The organism is Pedobacter segetis (assembly GCF_016623585.1).
GTDB lineage: Bacteria > Bacteroidota > Bacteroidia > Sphingobacteriales > Sphingobacteriaceae > Pseudopedobacter > Pseudopedobacter segetis.
On the sequence record NZ_JAEHFY010000011.1, the window covers coordinates 52,662 to 78,246 of the forward strand.

16 protein-coding genes are annotated in these 25,585 nt (G+C 35.6%); 3 read left to right on the top strand and 13 right to left on the bottom strand.

What is annotated here, in order from left to right:
* Nucleotides 1-79: 79 nt before the first annotated feature.
* The 3 genes from I5M32_RS08965 to I5M32_RS08975 are packed head-to-tail and all read left to right on the top strand — an operon-like array spanning nucleotide 80 to nucleotide 3,749.
* A complete protein-coding gene (locus tag I5M32_RS08965; RefSeq protein ID WP_200585896.1) occupies nucleotides 80-652 on the top strand; it encodes an RNA polymerase sigma factor in 573 nt (190 codons plus the stop codon).
* Nucleotides 645-1,868: an energy transducer TonB gene (locus I5M32_RS16935; protein ID WP_200585897.1), complete on the top strand. Its 1,224-nt coding sequence runs from the start codon at nucleotides 645-647 to the stop codon at nucleotides 1,866-1,868. The genes I5M32_RS08965 and I5M32_RS16935 overlap by 8 nt, the downstream gene beginning before the upstream one ends.
* A 9-nt stretch (nucleotides 1,869-1,877) precedes the next feature.
* Nucleotides 1,878-3,749: a M1 family metallopeptidase gene (locus tag I5M32_RS08975; protein WP_200585898.1), complete on the top strand. Its 1,872-nt coding sequence runs from the start codon at nucleotides 1,878-1,880 to the stop codon at nucleotides 3,747-3,749.
* Nucleotides 3,750-3,980: 231 nt separating this feature from the next.
* Here I5M32_RS08975 and uxaC read toward each other — a convergent pair whose 3' ends face one another.
* From uxaC to I5M32_RS09040, 13 genes are all read right to left on the bottom strand, one after another.
* Complete coding sequence (gene uxaC / locus I5M32_RS08980; protein ID WP_200585899.1) at nucleotides 3,981-5,387, bottom strand: glucuronate isomerase; 1,407 nt, start codon at nucleotides 5,385-5,387, stop codon at nucleotides 3,981-3,983.
* 130 nt (nucleotides 5,388-5,517) lie between these two features.
* Complete coding sequence (locus tag I5M32_RS08985) at nucleotides 5,518-7,167, bottom strand: UxaA family hydrolase (protein ID WP_200585900.1); 1,650 nt, start codon at nucleotides 7,165-7,167, stop codon at nucleotides 5,518-5,520.
* A gap of 3 nt (nucleotides 7,168-7,170) precedes the next feature.
* Nucleotides 7,171-8,679: a tagaturonate reductase gene (locus tag I5M32_RS08990; protein ID WP_200585901.1), complete on the bottom strand. Its 1,509-nt coding sequence runs from the start codon at nucleotides 8,677-8,679 to the stop codon at nucleotides 7,171-7,173.
* 4 nt (nucleotides 8,680-8,683) lie between these two features.
* Nucleotides 8,684-10,633, bottom strand: a complete 1,950-nt coding sequence (locus I5M32_RS08995) for a glycoside hydrolase family 88 protein (protein ID WP_234461913.1) — start codon at nucleotides 10,631-10,633, stop codon at nucleotides 8,684-8,686.
* A 1-nt stretch (nucleotide 10,634) separates the two neighbouring features.
* Complete coding sequence (locus tag I5M32_RS09000) at nucleotides 10,635-12,350, bottom strand: glycoside hydrolase family 28 protein (protein WP_200585902.1); 1,716 nt, start codon at nucleotides 12,348-12,350, stop codon at nucleotides 10,635-10,637.
* Between the two features lie 273 nt (nucleotides 12,351-12,623).
* Nucleotides 12,624-13,571 (bottom strand): alpha/beta hydrolase, encoded by a 948-nt coding sequence (locus tag I5M32_RS09005; RefSeq protein ID WP_200585903.1) that lies wholly within the window; start codon nucleotides 13,569-13,571, stop codon nucleotides 12,624-12,626.
* 39 nt (nucleotides 13,572-13,610) lie between these two features.
* Complete coding sequence (locus I5M32_RS09010) at nucleotides 13,611-14,555, bottom strand: pectinesterase family protein (RefSeq protein ID WP_200585904.1); 945 nt, start codon at nucleotides 14,553-14,555, stop codon at nucleotides 13,611-13,613.
* 5 nt (nucleotides 14,556-14,560) lie between these two features.
* Entirely contained in the window at nucleotides 14,561-15,535 is a 975-nt protein-coding gene (locus tag I5M32_RS09015) for a pectinesterase family protein (RefSeq protein ID WP_200585905.1), read from the bottom strand.
* 11 nt (nucleotides 15,536-15,546) lie between these two features.
* Nucleotides 15,547-17,151 carry a glycoside hydrolase family 43 protein gene (locus tag I5M32_RS09020; RefSeq protein ID WP_200585906.1) on the bottom strand — a complete coding sequence of 535 codons (1,605 nt, stop codon included), beginning with the start codon at nucleotides 17,149-17,151 and terminating at the stop codon, nucleotides 15,547-15,549.
* A gap of 165 nt (nucleotides 17,152-17,316) precedes the next feature.
* Nucleotides 17,317-21,669 carry a pectinesterase family protein gene (locus tag I5M32_RS09025; protein WP_200585907.1) on the bottom strand — a complete coding sequence of 1,451 codons (4,353 nt, stop codon included), beginning with the start codon at nucleotides 21,667-21,669 and terminating at the stop codon, nucleotides 17,317-17,319.
* Nucleotides 21,670-21,862: 193 nt separating this feature from the next.
* Nucleotides 21,863-22,894 (bottom strand): T9SS type A sorting domain-containing protein, encoded by a 1,032-nt coding sequence (locus I5M32_RS09030; protein ID WP_200585908.1) that lies wholly within the window; start codon nucleotides 22,892-22,894, stop codon nucleotides 21,863-21,865.
* Nucleotides 22,895-23,405: 511 nt separating this feature from the next.
* Nucleotides 23,406-24,164: a rhamnogalacturonan acetylesterase gene (locus I5M32_RS09035; RefSeq protein ID WP_200585909.1), complete on the bottom strand. Its 759-nt coding sequence runs from the start codon at nucleotides 24,162-24,164 to the stop codon at nucleotides 23,406-23,408.
* A gap of 7 nt (nucleotides 24,165-24,171) precedes the next feature.
* Nucleotides 24,172-25,584: a pectate lyase family protein gene (locus I5M32_RS09040; RefSeq protein WP_234461914.1), complete on the bottom strand. Its 1,413-nt coding sequence runs from the start codon at nucleotides 25,582-25,584 to the stop codon at nucleotides 24,172-24,174.
* Between the last annotated feature and the right edge of the window lies 1 nt (nucleotide 25,585).

Here is a 25,585-nt window from a genome sequence, read left to right on the forward strand (position 1 = left end):
TTTTAAATTCACATTAATGATGTAGGTTAAAACGTTTTTCCATAAACAGCCCAAAAATTTTTTTTATTATTGATGTTAGATGGCATTGATTGTTGAACCCGCAGAGCGCTCTTTAAACGAAGAGAATTTGATTGCCCGATACAAAAAATCGGGCGATTTAAAGCTTTTGGGCGGCTTATACCAAAATTATATGCCTTTGGTTTACGGTGTTTGTTTAAAATATTTTAAAGATGAAGAACGCAGTAAAGATGCCGTAATGCAGATATTTGAAGAATTGATCGCAAAGTTGAAAAACCATGAGGTAAAAAATTTTAAGAGCTGGTTATATGTGCTAAGCCGTAATTTTTGTTTGATGGATTTGAGAAAAACATCGAAAATAAATAAGGTTGAAATTGACGAGGAATTTATGGATTCTGAGGTGCTATTGCATCATGAGGATGAAAACGATAAAGAAAAGCGATTGATTTTGATGGAAGATTGCATGGAAACGTTAAACGAAGAGCAAAAATTGAGCGTGAAGTTATTTTATCTTCAACAAAAATGCTACACAGAGGTAGCCCATGAAACAGGATACGATTTAAAGAAAGTGAAAAGCTACATCCAAAACGGCAAAAGAAATTTAAGACTTTGTATAGAAAAGAGAAGTGATTAAGAAAGTATCTGACATAGAACTGATCCGTAAATACTTAAACGGACAACTAAGCCCTGCTGAAATGAACAGTTTGGAAGCTAGGGCTTTGGATGATCCTTTTTTACAGGATGCCCTAGACGGTTTCTCTGAATTTGGTTTAAAAGATCCTGATATGAACGATCTAAACTATCGCTTGAATGAGAAGCTAAGCAAAAAAGAGAAAATTATTGGTTTAAATTGGGGAGTAAAACAATGGGGAATTGCGGCATCTATTATTCTGGCACTTACCTTATCTGCGATTTATTTTAACCAAACCCCCAACAATAAAAATATTGCCTTGGCAGATTTGCAAAAAGCAAAGCAAATACCCGATGATGAAAAGATAAAAACAGATACCCCGACAAATAACGATAAGGGGCAAAACAATTATCCTGAAATAGAAAACGATAAAAAAGAGCAACAAATAGCCATTTTAAACGATACCGAATACCCAGAAACAAAAAAAGCCTTTTCGCCAGGAACCGGTATTACCTTAGAGCAAAAAGAAACTATGGCTGATGCCAATATGGATAGCGATGAAGCAGCGGCCGCACCAACTTTAGAAAAAGAAAAAATTGCGGCAATATCTGCCAAGCAAGAAAATTTGATGGCAGCAAGATCAATGAAATCTGCCATTGCTGCCCCTCAAACCATTAACATAAAAGGAAGGGTAATAGACGAAAAAGATAGTGCAGCAATACCCGGCGTTTCGATAAGAAATTTAGCTACCGGTAATGTTACCCAAACAGATGCCCATGGAGAATTTGATATAGAAGCCCCAAAGAACAGCAAATTGGCAATCAGTTACATAGGTTATGAAACCATAACCAAAAGCATTGAGAACGATTCTCTGAATATAGCCTTAAAACAAGATAAATCTCAACTTTCTGAAGTAGTAGTTGTGGGCTATGGAACCCCAAAAAGCAATGAAAATTTAATTGCAGGCCCTAAAAAAGGATGGGCTACTTTTAGGAAATATTTAGATGATGAAGCAAAAAAAGCAGATCTGAACGGGGGCGAAGTACAGATAGAGTTTGTGATACAAGCAGATGGGAAACTCACTGATTTTAAAGTTTTAAAAAGTTTTAATGCCATTGCAGATGAAAAAGCCGTAAATTTAGTGAAAGACTTTTCTGGAGGTTGGAACGGCTCTGCCGATAAAACCCCTCAAAAAGCAAGTGTTACCGTTAAATTTTAGTGATCAATTATGAATAAACTGCTGTTATTTATCCCAGTATTAATGCTTTCTTGCACTCAAAACAAAAAGAAAACAACTAATGAAAAAGAGGTAAGGCCCATAGAAAGAAAAGATCCCCATTCATATTCTGAACCCGATAATTGCGTGGTTAAGCATTTAGACCTAAAACTTAACGTAAATTTTGACACACAGATCTTAAATGGCGAGGCCACCTGGACAATTAGTAAAACAGGGAAGATCGATGAGATGATTTTTGATACTAAAGGGTTAAACATAGAAAAAGTAACCTTAGATGATGATACCAAAAACGCTTTTTATGCTTTAGGCGATGAAGAGGAATTTATAGGGCAACCGTTAAGCGTGGAGATTACCCCGAAAACAAAAAAAATACATATTTTTTATTCTACCAGTAAAGATGCAGCCGCTTTACAATGGTTAAACCCGCAACAAACAGCAGGCAAAAAATTCCCTTATCTGTTTACACAGTCAGAAGCTATTTTGGCCCGTACTTGGCTCCCTTGTCAGGATAGCCCATCAATCAGGTTTACTTATAATGCCGATGTAACTGTCCCTAAAGAGCTTTTAGCTTTAATGAGCGCAGAAAATCCTCAACAAAAAAATGATTCTGGCGTTTATCATTTCGAGCAAAAACATGCTATCCCTTCTTATTTAATGGCCTTGGCCGTAGGCGATATCGCTTTTAAAGCGATTGATAGAAGAACCGGAGTTTATGCAGAACCTTCAGTATTACCTAAGGCGGCTTATGAATTTGCCGATATGGGTAAAATGGTTTCTGCTGCCGAAAAAATCTATGGCGATTACCGTTGGGGACGCTATGATGTATTGGTGTTGCCGCCAAGTTTCCCTTTTGGAGGGATGGAAAACCCGATGCTGACTTTTGCCACACCAACGGTTATTGCCGGCGACCGCTCTTTGGTAAGCTTAATTGCCCATGAACTCGCTCATAGCTGGAGCGGCAATTTGGTTACCAACGCCACCTGGAACGATTTCTGGCTAAACGAAGGTTTTACGGTTTACTTTGAGCGTAGGATCGTAGAACAACTATACGGTAAAGAAGAAGCTAAAATGCAAGAGGTTTTAGGTTATAACGATTTAAAAGAAAGCATTGAAGAAATGGGCGCAACCAACCCAGATACTCGGTTAAAAGTTGATTTTACGGGACGAGATCCAGATTTAGGGGTAACCGACATTGCTTATGAAAAAGGTTACTTCTTTTTAAAGAATATTGAAAAAGCAGCAGGTAGAGAAAAATTTGATGCCTTTTTGAAATCTTATTTTAACGAACATGCTTTCACAAGTATGGGCAACGATGCTTTTTTAGCAGAATTAAACCAAAAACTCATTAAAAATGATGAAAGTTTAAAGAAAAAAATAAACTCTTACGCTTGGGTCTATCAGCCGGGTTTGCCAAAAGATTTTGTTGCGCCCGTTAGCCAAACTTTTAACAAAATTGATAGCTTACAAAAAAAACTGGCCTCAACCCAAGATCCAAAAGGATTAAGTAAAACAATAGGTTCTACCAACGAGAAGTTATATTTTATACGCACCATTCCTGCTAATACAAGTTTAAAATTAATGGCGGCAATTGATCAGGAGTTTGGTTTTACCAATTCTGGTAATGCAGAAATACAATGCGCTTGGTACACTTTGGCAATTAACCAAAATTATAAAACTGCTTTCCCGGCCATGAAAGATTTCTTGATAAATGTAGGGAGAAGAAAGTTTTTAACACCAATTTATAAAGCATTGATCAAAACGCCAGAAGGGAAAAAGATGGCTTTAGAGATCTACAAACAAGCAAGGCCAAATTATCATTCTGTGGCTTACAATACTTTAGATGAGCTATTAAAACCTCAGTAATAATGAAATTCTAATTTCTCAGCTATAAATCTTCGTTCTGTATAATGCAGAACGAAGATTTATAATAAAATATGCTGTCTCAAAAATGAAAACTTTGTCATGCTGAATTTATTTCAGCATCCAATTTGAATGTTTATAATCTAGATGGCAACTTATTCTGATAAGATTCCGAAACAAGTTCGGGATGACAAATATTATGTTTAAGACAATATTTTTTTAAAACTAATTAGCTTACAAACCAAAGTATTCTTTGGCATTGTTGTAAGAAATATCCTGTACAATCTTACCGATCCATTTTTCATCATCCGGCACTTGCCCATTTTCCATTTCGTTACCTAAAAGGTTGCATAAAATTCTACGGAAATACTCATGTCGAGGATATGAAAGGAAACTTCTAGAATCTGTTAACATCCCTACAAAAGTGCTTAAAACACCCATGTTTGATAATGAGTTCAATTGTTTTTCCATCCCGTCTTTTTGATCCAAAAACCACCAGCCAGAGCCAAACTGTACCTTACCTTTTATCTTTCCATCGGCAAAGTTTCCAATCATGGTTGCAAAAACATCGTTATCAGCAGGGTTTAAATTGTAGATTATTGTCTTGGCCAATTGATCGTCTAAACTCAAATTTCCTAAGAAATTAGATAAGCTTGTTGCCTGGCTAAAATCGCCAATAGAATCGTAACCTGTATCGGGGCCTAATTTACGCATCATACCATGGTTATTATTTCTTATTGCACCCAAATGGAACTGTTGCACCCAACCTTTTTCGTGATAAATTTTACAGATCTCCGTCAGTACGTAACCTGCAAAAGCATCAGGATCAGAGAAAGAATCCGCATCGCCGCTCAAGACCTTTTCGAACTCAGATTTTTGCGCATCAGTCAAAGTAACTTTTGAAGGAATGGTGTTTAAACCATGATCAGAAATGGAAGCTCCATGGGCCTCAAAAAACTCAATCCTGTTTCTTAAAGCACCTAATAACGATTCTAGGTCAATAATCTCAACTCCAGAAGCTACAGACAATTTTTGGATGTAAGCTCTGTAAGTTTTCACATCGCCGATCATCAATGATTTATCCGGGCGGAAAGAAGGCTTTACCTTAATTTCAAAACCTTGGTCTATAATTGCTTTGTGGTATTCTAAACTATCAGTAGGATCATCAGTTGTGCCTACCATAGCTACATTAAATTTCTTTAGTAAACCTTGGGTAGAGAAATCTTTTTGCGCTAAAAGCTGATTGGTATGTACATAGATTTCTTTGGCCGAGTTCTCATTTAAGTAAGAATTGATCCCAAAAGGATTTTTCAATTCCATGTGAGACCAATGGAACAATGGATTACGCACCGTTGCCGGTACACATTTTGCCCAAGCCATAAACTTTTCTTCGTCGCTAGCATCGCCCGTAATGAAACGTTCGTTTACGCCCAAAGTACGCATGGCTCTCCACTTATAATGATCGCCCTTTAACCAAATTTCGGTAATACTTCTGAAGTTTTTGGCTTCAGCAATTTCTTGAGGTGGCAGGTGGTTATGGTAATCTATTATGGGTAAATCTTTTGCGTATTGATGATAAAGTATTCTAGCTTTTTCAGAATACAATAAAAAATCATCAGGGATTACTGCTCCATTTTTCATGTCTTTTTTTGTTCTGTATTTTGTTTAAATTTTAACTTTAAGATGGAAGCTTTCATAAATAAGTAAATCGGTATTTTGGTTTATTGATAAGTGTGATGTTTCCTTATCGTTAACATAGCGATTGATTAAATTACAATGAAATTCCTCTTTTCCAAGGTATAAAATCATCCTGACCGTGTTTTACGGCACAAACTTCAACCTCACCGCTAGCTACCTGTATTACATAATTTAATATGCGTTCGCCGGCCTCATAAATGGTTTCACCTTCATCAATAATTGTCCCCGTGTTTACATCAATAATATCGTTCATTTTTTTAAACAAGGTTGTGTTGCTTGCAATCTTAACCACCGGTACTATCGGGTTGCCCGTTGGCGTTCCCAAACCGGTTGTAAAAAGCACAACGTTTGCACCAGACCCAACTTCTGCCGTGGTAGATTCTACATCATTACCCGGGGTGCAAAGCAAATTTAAACCCGGTTTTGTTGCCTTTTCTGGATAATCTAAAATGGCCGCTACTGGCGAGGTACCACCTTTTTTTGCGGCCCCGGCAGATTTTATCGCATCTGTAATTAATCCATCTTTTATATTTCCTGGAGATGGGTTCATATCAAACCCAGAACCTGCGTCTTCTGCTCTTGCAGCGTAAGTTTTCATCAATGATGAAAAACGTCTTGCGTCTTCGGTAGAAACGCATCTATCACTGATATTCTGCTCCACTCCGCAAAGTTCGGGAAATTCTGCTAAGATAACCTTACCTCCAAGGGCAACCAATAGATCTGAAGTGTAACCAATTGCGGGGTTTGCAGATATGCCAGAAAAACCATCGGAACCGCCGCATTCTAAACCAATGGTAATCTGGCTCAAGGGGGCTGGTTTTCTTTCTTGTAAATTTGCTTCCATTAAACCTGCAAAGGTTTGCTTTATTGCCAATGAAAGTAAATCTGCTTCGGTACCTACCTTTTGTTGTTCTAAAATGTACATTGGTTTGCTAAAATCAGCATCCCTTTTTTTTATTTCTTCTTCTAAAATATTGATCTGTGCATTTTGGCAACCTAAACTCAATACCGTTGCACCTGCTACGTTGGGGTGCGTTATATAACCCGCTAGTAAACCACAAAGTGTTTGTGAATCTTGCCTTATACCACCGCAACCACCATCATGGTTTAAAAACTTGATCCCATCAACATTGGGGAAAAGCCTTTTAGATTTCTCTGTTTCGTTTTCAACAAAGATCTCTGTGTTTAATATGGCTTCCTTATCGGCACCAGCCTGATAAAGATCTATTAATTTATTAGCTTGGTTTTGATAGGTTTTTTTTCTGCCATAGCCTAATGGATGTATCAAAGCTTCTTGTAAAACCTCTAGATTTCTATTTTCGCAAAAAACCATGGGTATTACCAACCAATAATTTGCGGTGCCAACGCTGCCGTCTGCTCGGTAAAAACCATTAAAAGTGACGTTTTCCCACTTTTTTATATTCGGTTTTTGCCAATCTGTTTTCCGATCTCCGATCTCGAAAGAATTTGCGGCATGTTTAACGTTTTTGGTATGGATAAGATTCCCGGCTTTTAGATCGCTTTGCGCTTTCCCAACCAAAACACTGTACATGATTATCTCTTGCCCAGTAGATAAATCTTGCGTTAAAAATTTGTGCTTCGCTTTTACATCATCTAAAAGCGTTATTTTTTCATCTTGATAAATGATGATCTCGCCTTTAAACAAATCTGTTAAGGCTACCAGCAAATTATCTTTTGGATGTACTTTTAAAACCCTATCCATCTTTTATATATTAACGCTTTCTTTGATCATGAGTTGTTTGATGGATATTTTATCATCCATAAATTTTAGATAATTGTTTACTGAGCTTTCAAAATGAGGGAATGATGTTAAATCTGTGCCCCAAAGCGAAACATCCGCTAATATCACATTAACAATTTTATCGGGGTTTTGATGCCAAAAAGCAGTTACATATTCTGCTTCGCTATCATTTATCAAGTAATCTTGATCGCTAATTCTCCCATAAAATTTATTGTTTTTTTTGTCAGAAGGTTTCATAAACCTAATATATGCGGCAAAACCCAAAGCGATCAAAACTGGTGCCGAGCGATGGTTTTTGTAATGGCTTTTAAGAACAGGAACAACCCTCATGTTTAGTTTTGAGGTATAATTAGAGGTTATGCTTAGCCATTGGTGTTTGATATATGGGTTTCTAAACCTATCCAAAACGTTTGCTGCAAAAACATCTGTTTGTTCTTTTGAAACTTCATAAGGAATGGAAGGAGCTATTTCATTTATCATCAAATCACGGATATAGCTTTCCATATCTTCATCATCCATGGCAGATTTTACCGTATCGAAGCCTGCTAAAAATGCCAGACCACAACTCAAAGTATGTGTTCCGTTTAGCAGCCTTAATTTTAATTCCCTATGTAAATTTATATCCGGAGTAATGATTACTCCGCTATCCGCTTTTGCAAAAGAAAGCTTCTCTTTAACTTTCTCGTTTCCTTCTATAGCCCAAAGACGGTAAGCTTCAGACATGATCAAAAGATTGTCTTCATAACCAAGCCCATCTTTTATTTCATTCAATTGTTCATTATCTGGCTTACCCGGAACGATACGATCTACCAAAGAATTGCAAAAATGATTGCTCTCTTGCAGCCAGTTAATAAAATCTGGAGAAAGATTATTGCGCTCACAAAGCTTTAATAAAATGGTTTTTAATTTAGTAGCGTTATCTACGATCAATTCTGTAGGCACAATTACCAAACCTTTATCTATTGCGCCATTAAAAGTTTTGTACCTATGGTGTAAAATAGCCAATAACTTACCAGGAAAAGATGAAGGTGGGCTTGAATTTACATCATCATCTATTAAAGTAATCCCAACTTCTGTGGTATTGCTGATCACTATTTCTAGAGAATCACTTGCTGCAAAATCTAAGATTTGATCCCATTGTTTACTTGCGGTAAGTACTCTGCTAATTGCAGATGAAACAATATTTTGTTCTATCGTTTTTCCTTTTTCTATGCCTTTAACACAAACGGTATATAAATTATCCTGATGGTCAAATTCATCGGTATTGCCATGATCGGTAGATTTTACCACAACAATTCTCCCATTAAAAAAACCTTCCCTATTTGCTTTATCAATAAAATAATCTGGTAAGCCACGCAGTAAAACACCTGTACCAAATTGTAAAACTTTCTCTGGCAAATCAAACAAGTTTGTTTGTGGCTTGGTTATGTTTTTTGATAAAACCAAACTTATGTTTTTCTTATTTAAAATCATGATATTATTTATTTGGCGCTTGCTTTAAGAGCCAATACATTAATTCTTTTCCTGCTTTTAAATTTTGGAAAGTACTTGGCAATTTTCTACCATCTGTATATTCGTTGTATAACCATGGATCGCCAACTGCAAAGACTGTCCCTTTACCTATTTTAGCTGATGCCATTATAACGTCTCCCTTATTTTCTACTATCGCTTTAGCTGGCGTTTTAATAGCAAGGGTGCTAATTTCTTTTAGATAGGTTTGCGGCCCAGATGGGAATACATTATTTCCCTCGGGAATTTTTATCATACCCATATCAAACTGAGAACCTATAACCGCATTTTTTAATTCATCCTTAAACCGAATGCCAAACTGCCTTGCTAAATCATTAAAATGAGGCAGTTCACAATTACTAGAATCATTTGCCATCAATAACAAAACACCACCTTGCTTTACCCATTCTACTATATTATGGATGTATGGAGCCATCATATAATTTGGGTTTGCAGTTTCTTTTTTAGTATCAGGATCAACTATGATATAAACTGAGGCATTGGATAAATTTGATGCTGTTGGACCTTCTTTTAAAGTCTCTGTTTTTGCACCCATATTACGGATACTCTCGCCTAAAATCCCAAAGCCATTGTTGTCCCATTCATTCCATAAATAATGGAAACTTTCTGGTTTGCCTGTAATATCTTTTCTGGTTTCGTTATTAAAATAGTTGTCTAATAAAACAGTTTTGTTTTGCCCTACTTGTGGGATATTTCTCAATTCCATTTCATTACTTGCCAACAAGAAAGCACCAACCCCTTTAGGATCATCTTGCACTACTTTTTCGCTCAAATAATATTCATAACTACCATCGCGATAAGGTTTACCCCCCAAACCTGCAACGCTTACCGTTCCGTTTAGGTGAAGTAATCCTTGGGCATCTCTAACTAAAAACTGTTTTTGAATGCCTACATAACCTTTTTTTGCTACCGCTTCATATTTAGCGGGTAAATAGCCTAACCTTACTCCTTTTGCTAAAGCGTAAACAAACATATTTGAAGCTGAGGCTTCCAAATAATTCCCCTTACCATTTGGTTGATCTAAAACTTCATACCATAAGCCAGATTTTTTATCTTGAACTTTAGTTGCTGCATCAGCAAAACGATTTAAAATGGCTAGCAATTCTTGTCGTTTGGGATTATCTGATGGGAAGTTTTCCAAAACATCAACCAACGCCATGCCATACCAGCCCATAGCTCGTCCCCAAAAATTTGGAGAATTACCGGTTTCTTTATTTGCCCATGTTTGTTCTTTAGATTCGTCCCAGCCATGATAAAGCAAACCAGTTTTAGGGTCTCTAGCATGCTTCTCCATGTAAATAAACTGATTAGCTATATCATCGAAAGCTGCATTCTGATGAAAATCTTTAGCATATTGAGCGTAAAAAGGTTCTCCCATATACAAGCCATCTAACCACATTTGATAGGGATAGGCTTTTTTATGCCAAAACCCGCCCTCTTTTGTTCTTGGTTGCTCTTGTAGTTGTTTTCTTAATAATGAAGCAGCTTTGTAGTATTTATCTTTTCCGGTTACGTTATATAAAAACAATAATGATCTTCCGTTTTTAATATTATCGATATTATAATCAGATAATTTATAACGATTGATTGAACCGTCGTTTTTAACAAAAAAGTCCATACTCTTTTGTATATAAGTAAAGTATTTATCTTGGCCGGTACGTTTCCAAATATTGGCGATGCCTTCTAAAACCACACCTTGATCGTACGCCCATTTTACCGGTTTGCCCTCTTCCATTAAAAGTGAATCAGCCCATTTTGTCATAACGGTTTTTGCCATATCTTCGGAAAGGCTTAAATGAGAATTTTGATTTATTATACTTTTTTTTGATGCACATGATGAAACCACCATCAAAAGAAAAACAAAAAGGAAACCGTATTTTTTAAATGTTTGGATCATTTTATTTTATGGTTAATGCTTTTGAAGATGCTCCAAGAGTATATGTGATTTTATCTTTTGATGTAGAAATTGAGGAATTGGAAATTTTTACTCCCGTTGTTTTTACTCCTGAAATATTCATTAAAAAACCTACGTCTGTAAATGATTTTAACCCTTCAAAACTGATGTTTTTGCTGTTATCTACGTTTATTAAAGGATTGCTGTTGCCAACCATTAAGTTTAAATTTTTAATGCTGATATTACTTGCTTCTGTTAATTCTACACCTTCTTTAGCTTGGATGGTTAGGTTTTCTAAATAAATATCATGGATGTTCATTTCTGGCAAACCCCTCATAAAAATTGCTTTAGCAGCTCCATCACAGTTGATATTCCTAATATGGAAATCTTTAAATTGTGGCGTTTCATCTGTTACCGGAAATAACTCAACCTTTGGGGCTTCCCTAACCTCATCTGCTAATGGAACTGGGTCTTTTGCTGCATAATACATATCAAAACGAATAGCTTCGCCAGCGATGTCTTTCATATTGATATCAGAAATATAAATCTTTTCAACTACTCCACCACGACCTCTTGTGGTCTTAAAACGCAAGCCAATATCGGTTCCGATGAATGAATTATTATAAACGAATAGGTTTTTAGCCCCGCCAGACATTTCACTACCAATTACAAAACCGCCGTGTGCATGATAAACCACATTATTACGAGCTATCAAATTTTCTGTAGGCATTCCACGTTTTCTGCCATCTTCATCTCTTCCAGATTTGATACAGATACCATCATCGCCAACATCAAAAGTTGAGTTTTCAATCATTACATTTTTACAAGATTCTACATCAACACCATCGCCATTTTGAGCATAAAATGGGTTTTTTGCATAAACTCCTTTAAGCGTTAAATCTTCGCACATTAATGGGTGCAGACACCAAGCTGGTGAATTTTGGAAAGTAACGCCTTCTAGCAATACCGTTTTGCACTTTGTTAAAACCAACAAGTTTGGGCGAAAGAAATCTTTCATATCTTGATAATCGGCCAAAGATTTTCCTTCTTGAATAACACTCGCATCCTTAGTTTGGTCTCCTTTTAAATAGCTTTTTGATGGATACCAAGTTTTTTTATCCTCACCTACCAAACCGCCAGACTTAACTAAATTTTTCCATTGAGATTCTGTTAGTTTATCCTTTTTTACCGCCCTCCAAACATCTCCATTACCATCAATTATTCCAGTACCGCTAATGGCAATATTTTCTAAATTGTTTCCAGAAATTGGTGATTCGTTTCTAACAGAGGGCTTACCTTCCCAATTTCCTTCTACTAACTTGTATTGATTTTTATCTTTAGTGAATTGTAAGATTGCATCTCTTTTAATATGAAGATTTACATTGCTCTTCATGTATATAGGCCCTGTTAGCCATATTCCTCCCGGAATTAAAACAACACCACCACCTTTATTACTACATGCCGTAATTGTAGCATTAATGATTTGAGTATTTAAGAAAATGCCATCTCCTTTAGCTCCAGATTTACTGATATCAAATGTATCTTTCTTAAAAACGGGTGTTTTAATAATTGGCATTTTAACCTTAAAATAGTTTGTAAATTCTAAGGAATCTGTAATACCAGATTGATCAGGATTTATCTTAGAAATTGTATTTGCGCTACATGATTGTAAACAAGCTTGTATGATGATACCTAAAAAAAGTATTTTGAAAATCCTCATTTGTTTAATTTTATTTAAATGTGTCGAATTTGTTTGCTGTACTTGATGTATGTGCAGTTCAAATAAATTCATTTTAACTTTTAAAATATACTCTCGGTTTATAACTAAATGACTTTTAGTTAGTGTAGAAAACTTTGTTTCTGAACAATTTTAAGAATTTTAAGCTTGGTTCTGAACCATTATTGCCTATTTATTTGTGCAATCGTTACCGGCAAGGATTGCATAAAAAATTCAAGAAATTATGCCTGTTAAAATCGCATAGTTTTCAAAAATCTAATCCTCCTTAAATACTTTATCTAAGAATTTTAACGTGAAATTATTGGTCTCGTTAAACCATGGATTAAATAACCAAAATGGATGTGGGGTATTGGGAATTTCATGAACTTCTGAATAAATATTAAGCTCATTCAGTTTTTTAATCATATCGTCTCTGCCAGCGTGAAACCTTGGGTTAGAGCTATTGATAAATAATATTGGTGGAGTTTGGCTGCTTACATTATTTAATGCAGAAGCTTGATCCCAAACAGCTGGCTTTTCTTGATATGTGCCGCCCAACCACTCAGAAGCAGCTTCCCCCTCTAAAGATTCTGGGTGATGGAAAGCTAAAATACCGTCAATATCTACAACTGCCTGTACATCATCAGAAAGAAAAAGATTTTGCCCGCTTTGGTATTTTTTATCGCCACCGGTACTGCCAATTAAAGCCGCTAATTGCCCACCGGCAGACCTGCCTAAAACAGCAATGTGATAAGGATCAATATTGTATTCTTTAGCATGTAATCTTACCCATCTGATAGCTTCTTTAACATCTAAAACGGCAGCGGGATATTTAGATTCTGGAGATAAACGATATTCTACCGAAACTGCAACGTAACCGTTATCGGCCAAAAAGCGAGCTTGCGGATTACACATAGATTTATCTCCCGATTTCCATCCTCCACCAAACAAAAGAATCACTACAGGATAACCGCCTTTCTTTTCTTTTTTAGGATAAGTAATATCCAAATTAAGTTTTCTGTAACCTAAATTCTTATACGGAATATTTAGCTTCTCTAACGTATTTTTTGCTAAGGGTAATTTGGCTATTTCAATTTCTGGATAATGTTTTTTTTCTTTGGTAAATGCACTGTAAGTAGTAAAACTAGTGTCTCTTTTAAATTGTGAATGTGCCTGAAAAACATCAACAAATAATAAAATCAACAATAATATTTTATAACGCATACCCTTTTATATTTTAATGTTTGCTTTTTAAATCCTAATTTATTCTGGTTTCCAACCTCTTAAAACATTTTCTAAATTATAATTTTTGGCTTCCGCCGATGTTAATTGACGAGACCAAGAAACTCTGGTATTTGGGTTGGCGCCTGGTCCATAATTCTCATATTCAGAAAATCTAGATAATGTGTAAGTATCTAGTTTATTCCAAACAGACCAGCCTTCTGGCTTAACCTGCTCGGGCAGATAACAATGTAGATAAGCCACGTTTGCATAAGGTCTCCATGGCCTTCCTAAAGAAACTTTATTTAATGAAGTATCCGCAGTTACTACACAATTATAAAAAACAAGCCCAAAAGCATGCTCTTTTGGAGTAGATGCCGCAGTAATGTGAGAATTCTTTTTGCTATGTATATGACAGTTTTGAAACCAAGCCGTGGCTGCACCGAAGATAAAATCTGTAGTTCCTTCCAAATAACAATCTTCGTAATATTGGCGGCTGTTTACCGAGTTTAAAAACAGAATATCTTGGTTTCCCACAACTCTACAATTCTTAAAAACAGCTTTATCGCCACGCACTTCTAAAGCTACGGCTTGCCCGGCCGTAAAACCAGCATCGTTTTGAAAAGTAATATTATTTGCACTAAAATCATCCGCGGCAATTAAAAAACTATAAGAAGATTGAGTATTAATAGATTTACCATTTCCATCAACCTTACCAGGATGATCATCAAAAGTTAAAATAGTTTTAAACTGATCCTCGCCAATTAAAGTCACCTTATTTTTAGTAGAATCTAACTGTAATTTCTCTTTATAAATCCCATTTTTAATATAAATGATAATTGTCTTTGTGTTATTTATAGGGACGGCATCCAACGCTTTTTGAACAGTTTTAAAATTACCATCACCGCTTTGTGAAACCAATAATTTGGTTTGAGAAAAAGCCGAAAAGCTAACCCCTAAGAACAATAAAATCAATGTTTTTTTCATGGGCTTTATGGCTTCCAGTTGCAGAATATGTTTTTTAAATTGTATTCTTTGGCTTCCGCCGATGTTAACTGATGAGACCAATTTACTCGATTTTGGGTTTTTGATCCCGCTCCAGTATTTTGATATTCAGCATAAAAAACCGTCTTTTCTTTATCAGGGAACATTGCATCACCTTTCCAAGGATCCCAACCTTCTGGTAAAATTTGAGTCCCTAAATTGCAATGAATAAAAACGGTTTTTGCATACGGCCGCCAAGGGCGACCGAGAAAAGCCTTATCAACACCACTATCAGCTATCAGTTTACAATCAAAAAAAACAAAGCCAAATTGTTGATTGCAAGAAGTAGACGCGGCAGTAATAAAAGAATTTGTTAAGCTTTTAATGGTGCAATTTTGAAAAACTGCCGTGGCCTCGCCAAAAATAAAATCTGTTGTCCCCTCTATGTAGCAATTTTCTAAATAATTACGCCCGTCTTTAGCCAAGTATAAAGTATCTTGATTGCCTAAAATATTACAATTCTTTATGCTTACTCTATCTGCCTCCACATTTAAAGCTACAGCTTGCCCAACTCTTCCGGCAGTATTTTGGATGGTTAAATTCTCCAGAACACAATCATTAGCCTGTACATAAACTGTGTAAGAAGTATAAGTACTGTATTTAGGATTGCCGGTAAAATCTGTTGCAATTGGAAAGGGTTTTCCAGAAAAATCATCATTGGTAATAATGGTTTTTTCTTTGCTTTCGCCAATAAGTTTAATGTTTTTTTTCCACGATGGAATCACTAGTTTTTCGTTGTAAATACCTTCTTTTATTTCAATAGTTACTTCTTGTTGAGAATGATCTCTTACTGCATTAACCGCTTCTTGTATAGTTTTAAAATCTCCACTTCCATCTTGCGCTACTACAAATTTGAATTTTTGCGCTTGTGCAGATACCGTAACAGAACTCAAAAAAAGAAAGAAGAAAACCAATTGTTTCATGTTAAACTATTTTAAAGAGTAATCCTAAACCAGTCAAAATCAGCATAACCAGAATCATTACTTTTTTGATTGCCTATACTATAAATCCCAACTTTTGCTCCCGTCCATTTACCGGCTTCGGCAGAAAATTCATCTTCAATTTCTTTATATTTTTTATCATCAAAACTGTAGTAGAAATTACATTTAGCACCCGCCGTCACTTTTACCCTTAGATAAACCTCAGATGATGATAGTTTTAATAGTTCTTCATCTTTCTCTGGATTTCCTTTATCGGCTTTTTCGCAAATCCCTTTCATCAAATACAAACCATCTTCTTTGTTTTGTATAAAAACGTTGGCATAACTCAAACCTAAAATAACCAACCCTGCTTTTTCATTCTTTAATTTTGGGTTTGGTATCAGTTTTAGTTTAGTTGTTACTGTAAAATTATCTGCCGGAAATTTTTGTGCTAGAATGTTTGGAACATCCCATAGGTTTTTGGTACTATCCGTAAAAACTGAGTAAAGCCGTAAATTCCCATCATGATTAGGCATATACCAATTGCCATTATAGTTTGCTTCCCATTGCCATTGTAAACCTAATTTTTGGTTATTAAACTCATCAGATTCTTGTGGTGTTTGTATTGGATAAATTTTTCCAACATCAGGTTTTTTATAAACCGAAACTGGTTCGCCTATTCCATCTCCATCTTTATCTAAACCAATAACCGGCCAATCGTTTATCCATTTCATGGGTTCTAAATGGACAACTCTTCCGTAAGCCCCTTTATCCTGAAAGTGTAAAAACCAATCTTCGCCTGTTTGTGTTTTTACCCAAGCCCCTTGATGCGGGCCATTTACGACGCTTTTACCTTGGCCCATCATTACTTTCCGCTCATAAGGTCCCAATATATTTTTTGACCTTAAAACCAGTTGCCAGCCTGTTGGTACTCCGCCGGCAGGCGCAAAAATGTAATAATAATTGTTTCTCTTGTAAATTTTTGGGCCTTCAATAGTTGGGTCGGTCTCATGCCCGTCATAAATAATCTGGCTTTCGCCGATGACTTTTGTGCCTTCCAAATTCATTGGTGCAATGGCAATTAAACTTTTAATACCTGCTCTGCTACCGGCATAAGCATGTACTAACCAAGTTTTGCCATCTTCATCCCAAAAGGGACATGGATCAATAATTCCTTTGCCGGGATAAACCAAAATTGGCTGAGACCAATCCTTAGCGGGATTAGCTGTTTTTATCCTATAAATCCCATAATCGGGATCTGGATAATAGATATAAAATTCTTTGTTATGATAGCGTATTGCGGGTGCCCAAACTCCGTTACCGTGTTGAGGCTTGTTGTAAGCATCATAAGGAGGTTGCTTTTTTAAAGCATGATTAATGATTGTCCAGTTTACTAAATCCTTAGAATGCAGAATTGGCAAACCCGGAATATGTTCAAAGCTAGAAGATGTTAAATAAAAATCTTCTCCTACTCTTATCGCATCAGGATCAGAATAGTCTGCATTTAAAATCGGGTTTTTATATGTCCCGTTACCTTGGTCGGCTATCCAAACTTTAGAAGCTTCCTGAGCGGATAAAAACTGAGAAATAAACAAAAAAACAAATAGGAAGTTTTTCATTTCTTGGTTATGAAATAACTGGTATTTTCAATTTTACAAAGAAAATATGCAGATTAAAAGCATTTAAGCATATAATTCTATGCAATCGATGCCGTTTACAGAAATGAAAAAGGATGCACCAACCAAAAGTACACCCTAACTCTAATTATCAACCAAAAGACGATATTAGTTTTTAATAAACTTTAATGCAGATTGTTGGCTACCATTATCGAACATCATAAAATAAGCTCCTGAACTTAGCTTAGAAATATCAGTGCTTGTTTTTGTATTATCCTTATTAACACCAATTGTAAATAATTTTTGCCCATTTAAAGAAACAATACTTAAAGACGCACCATCATTTGCTTTTGGATGAATGATATTTAAAATGTTTGAAACAGGGTTTGGATAAACGCTCAAGCTGATATAGCTTTCCAAATTTACAGCTTCAATTGGGCTATATTTATTTGCACCATTCAAATCTATTTGGTTTAAACGATAATATGCAGTTCCCGTAAGCGGATTATCATCTACAAAAGCATAATCATGAATTCCCGGTGTATTCATAGCGTTAACTAATCCAATATTAGAAAAAGATTTCCCATCAAAACTTCTTTCTACATCAAATTTTAAGGTATTTACTTCATTTGTAGTTTTCCAACTCAAATTTACCTTTGGACTTAAACCCTTATTTACAGATGCTGTAAATGAAATCAAATCGAGTGGTAAAACGGTAGAATTACCAACACCAAAAGGACTAAATGAATTGAAGCCAGATGCAGTTGCTAAATAAGGATCTGCAACTGTTCCACTTCCAGAAATTGAAGCCAATGTTCCCGCCCAATTACCACTTGTGTAATGCAAAAGAGAAATTGGGTTAGAAGGGTTAAAACCCACAGCTTGATCCGCACCTGACCACCCCAAAGTTAAAGTGGCGTTGCTGCCGCCAGCAATATCTTCTTCTATGTTCCATTGTTTATTTACAGTTTGGTTATTATTTGGGGTAGCGTTATCAAAGGTGTTTTGTACGCTCATAGAAAAATTATCAACAATGCCAGCATTATTTATAGTAACTGGATTATAAGATGTTGCAGATGTACCTATAGGAAAGGTAACATTAGTTGTCCCAATATTATTTATTTTTAATTTCCCAACGCCATTAGTAATTACATACGCCGATGAAGAACCACCAGTTAGCAAAGTTGTTGTTAAAGTATTAGCTCCTAATGTTATTTTTCCATTACCTGTTAAAGCTAAATTATTCAAGTTTAATGAAGACTGTAAGGTGTAATTTCCGCTTATGTTTGTATTAAGGTTTGTAAGTACATGGGTGGCATCATCGTAATTGTATTTGCTACTTGCACCAGTTAGATTAAGGATTACAGAAGCTGCGGAATTAGACTCAAAAGTACCACCAGTAACTGCAAAATCTTTACCGATATTAAAAATGGCATTTACAGTTCCGCTTTCTCTTACTAAAACTTTACCACCCGTTTGCTCATAGCCACTGGGTAAAGTTGTAGTTCCATCTGCATTAAATAATGAAATATAAGTTGCGCCTGTACTTTTTACCGTCAACTTGCCTAAAACATTTGTTGCTGTTAGATTGCCACGTACTGCATAATATTTTCCTGAAGCCTCGTTCTGATTATCCCAAATGATATTATAGTAATTTATCGTGTTTTTGAAAATACTAGTTTGGCTAGTTGTGAGTCCTGTAATCAAGAAATTTGAACCAGTCTTCCATACTGCTGTTGGTGCATTTGGACTATTTGCATTGTGCTGATAAGTTGCTAATGAATCTATAGTAAGTATATCAGTTCCATTTAAGCTAATTGAGTTTGAATTCACTAATTTTCCTCCAACTTCAATAGTACAAGCTCCGTTAGTGCTTAATGTACCGTTAATGTTCATATTGCCATTAACTAATAAATCAACTGTATTTGCATCTCCATCATTAGATAATTTTAAATCAGCACCAGAACTTACAACTAATTGTCCTCCTAGTTTAACAGTAGTTAAATGAATATAACCGCTTCCATTTGCAAGAGAAGAAGAAACAGTAATAGTATGCCCATTTTGTATAGTAGATTTACCAGAATTATTATAAACAGGATAATCTGGTGCCGGAGTTACCCAAGCTGTACCATCATATCTTTCCCAAGTGCTTAGGGCTGTCCAATCACCAGATTGGTGCGACTGGTAATCTCCTAAAACTGGGGCTAAAGAAGATTCTCCTTTTACCAAAAAGTCTTTAACTTTTACATATCTATTTGTACTGCTGCTACTTCCCGTTTTAAAGTAGATCCTAATTTTTAAGGTTTGCCCATTTTGGATATTTAGATTACTAACAGGGAATTTAAACTTAGAAATATTTGCAGCATCTTCCCTTATCATTGCAATTGCTGTGGTAGGGAAAACTCCATTTGAGGTAAACATGATTGAATTTCCATCAGGTGCAATACCAGTATTCAAATCAACTTTGTTTGTAAAATCATCTAAAGAATAACTTACTGCAAAATTACCGGTTGTAAGCTCTACTGAAGTATTAAAACTTATCGTATCTACTCTTATCTGATAATTAGCACTCGGCTGAACGGTAAATTGCTCATAGAAATTAGTATTCAAATTTCCAGGACCGGCGGGTGTTGAGCTTGATGACCATCCTCCACCTGCCGCATTTACGGCAAAAGATTGTCCCTGAACACTTGAATAAGGTGGAAAAGAAGTATTTGTTGTTCCGTCTGAAGGTACAAACCCGTTTAAAGTTGGGGTTGTAGCCGTTACGCCAGTTGCCCTAACTAAAGAGTTATCTACATTATCAGCAGTTAATGGCCAATTGATTAATGTTGCAGAAACGGTAAGAGAACCACTTTGAACTGTTCCAGAAACAGCCTGATTAACATCAATTGCGCCAGTGCTGGTTTGTGTAATATTACCCGAATAAGTTGCTGCCGTACTGACATTTAACCTTACAGAAATACTTGTGTTGGCAACAGCACCACTAGTAGGTACCAAATGAATAGGGTTGGTTAAATCATACCAATTTGTACCCCCATTTGATGAAATTTCATACCCCACAGGAGGAGTAATGATGATATCGTTTGTTAAATCTAGACCAGAAACAGTATAAGATTGTGATGTTGATGGTGTACCTAAACCTTGTAAAAACACTCCTAAAGAACCTGTTACCGTAACCGTAGGTACACTAGAAATAGTAACTATATCAGATGAATTATCAGCATAACTACTTTTAGTTGCTTTCACATAATATTGATAGCTAGAGCCTGGAGGCGGATTTGGTGCCGTATAATTAAAATTTACATTTGCATCTGAAGATGTTTGTGTATTCACTATTGAATAATTCATACCGTTATCTGTACTTCTATAAACATCATATTGTACACCGGTAATTGGCCAGCTAATATTCCATTTAAACGGGGTTGTAGTTGCACCTTTTGTTCCCTGAAAATTTGAAACTACCAAAGGAGCTGTATAAGTTGCTGCATCTATAAAAACGGCTGTGGGATCCCATCCTGCAAATAAATTAGCATCAGAATAAACAGCGGCGTCAGTAGTGGTAAATTGTTTAGACCATGAAACCCTGGAGCTAACATCATAAGGAGAACCATCGGTATTTTGGCTATTGTATTCTCCATAGATAATTAAGTTTGTATCTGTACCAGAATCCCAAGTAGACCAACCTGCAGGGCTAACAGAAGCTCCCATTTTTGTGTTTAAATACACGGTTCTATTTTCTGATTTGTTGACTGTAGTAGCCGCATCATTTTGCCACGGCCTACCTAAAACATATTTTGTTATCCCTGTATTTTCTGTTATTTGCGAGTTTCTGAAAACAAAGCCATAAGGTTCTGGATTTTTTGTATTTGCAGCCGTGATATAACTAGAATTACCATCTTTTCTATCTTTAGGATAAATCACACAATTATCAAAAACCGCCCTAGCGTTGCCGAAGATAAAATCAACAACGCCGTCTATATAACAATTGAGATAATACTGTCTTAAACCGTTATTATTTGCCAATAAAGTATCTTGTCCGCCTAAAAACCTACAATTTTTAAATGAAGCTCTATCATTATTTACATTAATTGCCAATGCCTGAGGAGCGTCGCCGGTTGTGTTTTGAAATGTAATATTAACCGCACTAAAATCTGTTGCGCTAATTGTTACGGTTGCCGAAGTGCTTGTACCATAAACTCCGCCGCCTGGTATTGCTTTTCCAGAATAGTTATCATAAGTAATAATGGTACCGGCAACGCTTTCTCCAACCAATTGTATAAAAGGTTTATTTGATGGCACTGTTACTATTTCTTTATAAATACCGTTTTTGATAAAAATTCTGTATGGTGCAATTAAACCTGTTGGTGCTGCATCAATGGCCGCCTGAACTGTAGTGTAATCACCCGTTCCGGTTTTATCAACGGTTTTGTCATATTGTGCAAATGCACTTTGCATTAAAAAAAGCAATAAAAAACTCAAGAGATAATTCCATCTCACTTTGGTAATAATTGGTTTCATAATTTTTGATTTATATTTAATAGACCTTAAATTTTCTAGAGGAAAATCAGATTTAATCAGTTTAATTATTATGCCTTTGAAAGGCTTAATAAAAAGCGTTTTGAAGAATTTTTAGGGCAATACACAGTTAATACGCCTTAAAAGGCGTTAAAAAAAAGAGGGATTAACCTTTTTAACCCCTTTCTTTTATACTTTATTTTTTAATAAATTTTAATGTTGATTTTTCGTTATTGTTATCTAAAACAATGAGGTAAGAACCGCTTGCTAATTGTGAAACATCTAATTGTGTTGATGTTGAATTTTCATCCACCTTTTTTTGAATGATGGTTTTGCCGTCTAAACTCAAAATTTTGATAAAGGCATTTGATGCTAAAGCATGAGTAATGCCTAAAGAATTTTCTACCGGATTTGGGTAAATAGATAGTGCTGTTGCCGATTTAATATTTACGGGTACTATTACACTTGGTTTTGAGGCGCCATCATTATCAAATTGTAAAATTTGATAGTAAGAACTTCCTTGTGATACATTACCATCAGTAAATGAATAGTTATGAATTCCAGCAGTGTTTTTGCTAATTACTTTACCAATAGTTTTAAATTCTGTAACATCTGTTCTTCTTTGAATCTCGAAGTTTTTGGTGTTTATTTCATTGGTAGTACTCCAATTTAAAGCAACTGTTTTACCCAATGCATCGGCTTTAGCTGTAAATGAAAGGAAATCGAGAGGCAAGGTAAAGGATGATGGTCCTGCAGCGATGCGAAACACCCTAACCGTAGCAATTCTAACCATTTTAACATATCTGGTCCCCATTGGAAAAATGTATGTCAATGGGGCTCCTGGGGCTGCGCTTGTTGCGCTTTGAGCAGTAGATGTAACCATTGCAGGATCAGAAGAAGAGACGCCATAAGTTACAACAGGTGTTGCCGCAGTAGAAGTTCCTGCGCCTCTTACATAATAAATCACTTGCCTAATATCTGATGTTGTTGATGATAAAGTAACATCGTAACTGTTTGAACTGATATTTAACATTTTATAAACAGGCGATGAACCATCCGTAGCTACCGGCGCAGTGGTGGTTAGTGATATTCCGCCTTGGGTACTTGTTGGAAAACTTGCTGTTGCAGGATCAGCAGCCGTAACATCATAATCAAAAGATTGCGCTTTTGCTTCAAAAACAAAAAGAACAGCAAAAATAAATGTAAAATAAAGTAAAGATTTTTTCATAATTGAATTTTAATTAGTTAAAAATTACCCTTATAAATTAAATCAATAATAGATTGTACGATCAAAAATCAGTAAGATTAGAAACAACTAAAAATCAGTAAGATTGCTTTTATTTATAATTGGTTAAATAAACTTAACTAGTTTATCGCTGTATTTTAAGCATTTAACCAATTAAAAATGTGCAATCGTTGCCGGCATCGATACCGAAAATTTATTTTAGAAACGCCGTGTTCTTTTTCAAAATAAAATGCCCTGAAGATTGATTATTATTGGTAGGCTGAATTTACTAATGAACATACAATCTTGGATTTTGAGAACTCTTAGAGATCAAATTTTCAAGGATAATCTTTTTATATTGATGGTTAAACGCTTTGGCATTATCCAAGAATTTGGATCTGCAATATTTACAAATGATAGCGGAAGAGATAAAAGGTCTGTAATATTTATTTTTTAAACTTAGTGGGTTACTTGCCCGTTAATTTAAAATCCCTTTAACATAGTATTATGCTAATTATTTCTTTAAAAAATTGCTTTTTACAATGTGGGCAACCAATGGAAGATTTAATTCCTTAATGCCATCTAATACCAATTGAGCTATTTTTCTTGCTCCTAACTCGTTAAAATGAGTGTCATCCTTTTTACCATCTGGGTAGTTTGGGTTTTCTCCGGGCTGTAAATGATTGTATATCAGCGTAGATTTATCAGGGCCTAAATCTTGAACAAGGGCCATACTTTTCTGTGAAAGATCTATTAATGGAACATTTAATTCTTTAGCTACATTTCTGACCAATTGTGCATAAACTTTATGGGTATCTTCCACTTTACCTTGCTCATCAAAAGAACGGCGGGCAACAGGTGTAATCAATACCGGCAAAGCTCCTTTTTCTCTTGTTTCATTCACATATTTGGTAAGATACATCACATAATCTGAGGGTGTAGTATAGGTTTTTTTGGTAGAAACTTCATCATTATGCCCAAACTGAATTAAAACATAATCTCCTGCTTTTAATGAATCTAAAATAGGTTGCCATCTGTTTTCTTCAAAAAAACTTCGGGTACTTCTACCATTTTTAGCCCTATCATCTACTTTTATATCTTTATCAAAAAACCAAGCAAATGGCATCCCCCAACCAGTTTCTGGATAAGCTTTTACCTCTTTAATTGATAGCGTAGAATCGCCGATCAAAAAAACTGTTATTGGCTCTTTCTGCTTAAATGCAAAACAAAAAACCGTTAGTATAAATAGAGCTATCCATTTTAATTTTCTCATTTTAAAACTATTTAGTTATTAAACTATTGATATAAATTTCTATGTTGGTGTATTGCTTATTTATACCAAATGATGCAGAATCATTAATCTTTGGGTTAAGATTATTCTTAATCTCCCAATCATCAGGCATTCCATCTTTATCCGAATCTTTTAGAGCTGGATTACTTTTTAAAACTGGCCAAGCAATTTTAGAGATTTCATAAGGTGTTCCATGTTTAAAACCTCCTTGTACATCTATCATGCGGCCGGTTCTTGTTTTTACTTCATTAATTATCCTTTGATCCAAGGTGTCTCTTTTGGGTAAGGTTGCGCCTACATTTTTTAATACTTCGCCATAAGCTTTTATAGCAGTGGTGGTAAAAATTGGCATAACATCCATTGGAGAATTGACGATGGTTTTTTCCATATCTGCTTCGCCAAAACCCTTGTCTAATTGTACGCCTAATTTATTATCTTTAGTTACATCAGGAAAACCATCGACATAATTATCTGCTACATAAAACTGACCGAATCCAACTTCTTTAAGATAACTTGGGTTAACAATGCGGTTCTTAACGCTTTTGTGGGTTGACGGGCCATATTTATAATAATTAGCTACCATATTATATTTACCGCCCTCACCTCCGTAAGCACTATTATGTCCCCAGTCATAAATTACATTATTTCTAAAATCGGCAAGTTCTTCGGTTGCCCCTAATCTAGCACCATTCCATCTAGGGTTTCTACTTCCGCAATGTGCAAATAAATTATGGTGTGCAGTAAAGTGTTCGCCACCCCAAATGCCTCCATAGCCATGATGTTCAAAATCTTTATCACCATCTTCAAAATGGTAGCTATAATTTAACGGCTCTTCAATTAAATTCCATTGTAGTGTTGTACTATCACCACGATAAACTGAAAATGCCTCATCGGTACTCCAGCTCATACTACAATGATCAATTATAATATTTTTCTTCTTTGATCCTCCAAAAGCATCATCAGCACCAGTTTTATCTATCATTCCTTTGTTCTGATACCTATCTCCCATTCTAAATCTCATAAACCTAACGATGATATTATCACCGCCCAAAAGAACTGGTTCATCTGCTAAACAAATTCCATCTCCAGGGGCTGTTTGCCCAGCAATAGTAGCATTTTTACTTATCGATAATTCTGATTTTAAATGAATGGTTCCCGAAACTGCAAATACAATAATCCTTGGATGTTTAGCTGTTGCGGCTTCTCTAAAACTGCCCGTACCGCTATCTTCTAAATTATCAACTATAAATACTTCACCCCCTCTGCCCCCAGTTGTATATTTACCATAACCTTCTGCACTTGGAAAAGCAAGAGGTTTATCGTTTATAGCTACTGTAGGTTTTTTTGCAGAACATGAAAGAAAAATGATAGTAATAGCGGCTAAATTTAAATTTCTAAACATA